This window comes from Bathymodiolus heckerae thiotrophic gill symbiont, assembly GCF_900128515.1.
Taxonomy (GTDB): domain Bacteria; phylum Pseudomonadota; class Gammaproteobacteria; order PS1; family Pseudothioglobaceae; genus Thioglobus_A.
This window is the reverse complement of sequence record NZ_FQTP01000235.1, coordinates 1-1,009: the sequence shown is the minus strand read 5'-3', so window position 1 is coordinate 1,009 and position 1,009 is coordinate 1. Positions and strand designations below refer to the sequence as shown.

Annotated in this window: 2 protein-coding genes; both read right to left on the bottom strand. The window is 32.7% G+C overall.

From position 1 onward, the window contains the following. Positions 1-68 precede the first annotated feature (68 nt). The gene (locus tag BTHERMOSOX_RS11555; protein WP_138121242.1) at positions 69-539 is read right to left on the bottom strand and encodes a DUF2269 family protein; all 471 of its coding nucleotides are present in this window, start codon (positions 537-539) and stop codon (positions 69-71) included. Between the two features lie 53 nt (positions 540-592). Next, the gene (locus BTHERMOSOX_RS11550) at positions 593-889 is read right to left on the bottom strand and encodes a DUF2141 domain-containing protein (protein ID WP_249360699.1); all 297 of its coding nucleotides are present in this window, start codon (positions 887-889) and stop codon (positions 593-595) included. Between the last annotated feature and the right edge of the window lie 120 nt (positions 890-1,009).

The following is a 1,009-nucleotide window of genomic DNA, read 5'->3' as shown; positions in this document are numbered from 1 at the left end:
TGTTTCCATTTTTTCTTTTAGTGTTAACGCTTGAATTTACCTACTGCGTTAGCAGTCGGCTGGTAGGATTATATTGGCTTAAATACCATCCAATATAAATTAGCCAATGGCAACAAAGTTGCTAATACGCCAAAAACTATCCATAACTTCCCTAATTTCCAATATTGTTTTGGTATCGGCTCTTCTTCAGAAAATTGTTTAGCTATTCTTGCTTGTTTAATTTGTACTGGCAGTAATATTGCCACCCAAATAATACCAGATGCTACAAACAACCAGTATCCCCAAGCCAACCACTTTATCATGAAATAGTCTAGTTCGTGCAGCATTGTATTACCTATCCCTGTAACTAAAACAAGTAAAACACCACCTAGAGTGAAAACATAGTCAGTAAGTGTTACTTGGCGTTGAGCGAAAGCAATGATGTGTTTGTTTTTTGTGCGATCAGCCATTACTTTCCACCAGCCAGTGATAATAATATTGCCAAGAAATAAAACCACGCCAAGTATGTGTAAACTTTTTAATAATAAATAAGTATTCATTGTTTTATCCTTTTTTTAGTCTATTTTAACTGATATTGTTTGGTCGCCATTAATTATAATTTTTGCCTCATCAAAAGTAGGCTCTCCAAAAACATCTGCACCACTAAAGCCGTATTTTTCTTTGGTATGCCAAAGAAATTTTTATCTAATACTTTGTTGTTATTCGTATCTTGGAAAATTGCTATGGCGTAACTTCCAGATGGAATTTGTAAAGTTTTACTAAGTTTATTTTTATCACTATTAGAGACCTTTGCATAATTCATAATTCCCCATCCTATTTTCAACCCTTGCAATTTTTCAAAAAAATAGCTCAAAATTTCCGTATTTTTCCATAAAAATCTAAAAAACACCTTGTTTGTCTGATTTTTTTAGCCTTATTTCTCTCTTTTTAGCCTTTTTTACTCACTGGATGTAATAATCCCTTAGGCTTTTTAATCGCTGCATTTCTTTAAAAATATTCATGCCAGTTT

What these genes read in the sequence shown, in the direction of transcription:
- BTHERMOSOX_RS11555 (WP_138121242.1), bottom strand. Translation starts at nt 539, where the DNA reads ATGAATACTTATTTATTATTAAAAAGTTTACACATACTTGGCGTGGTT.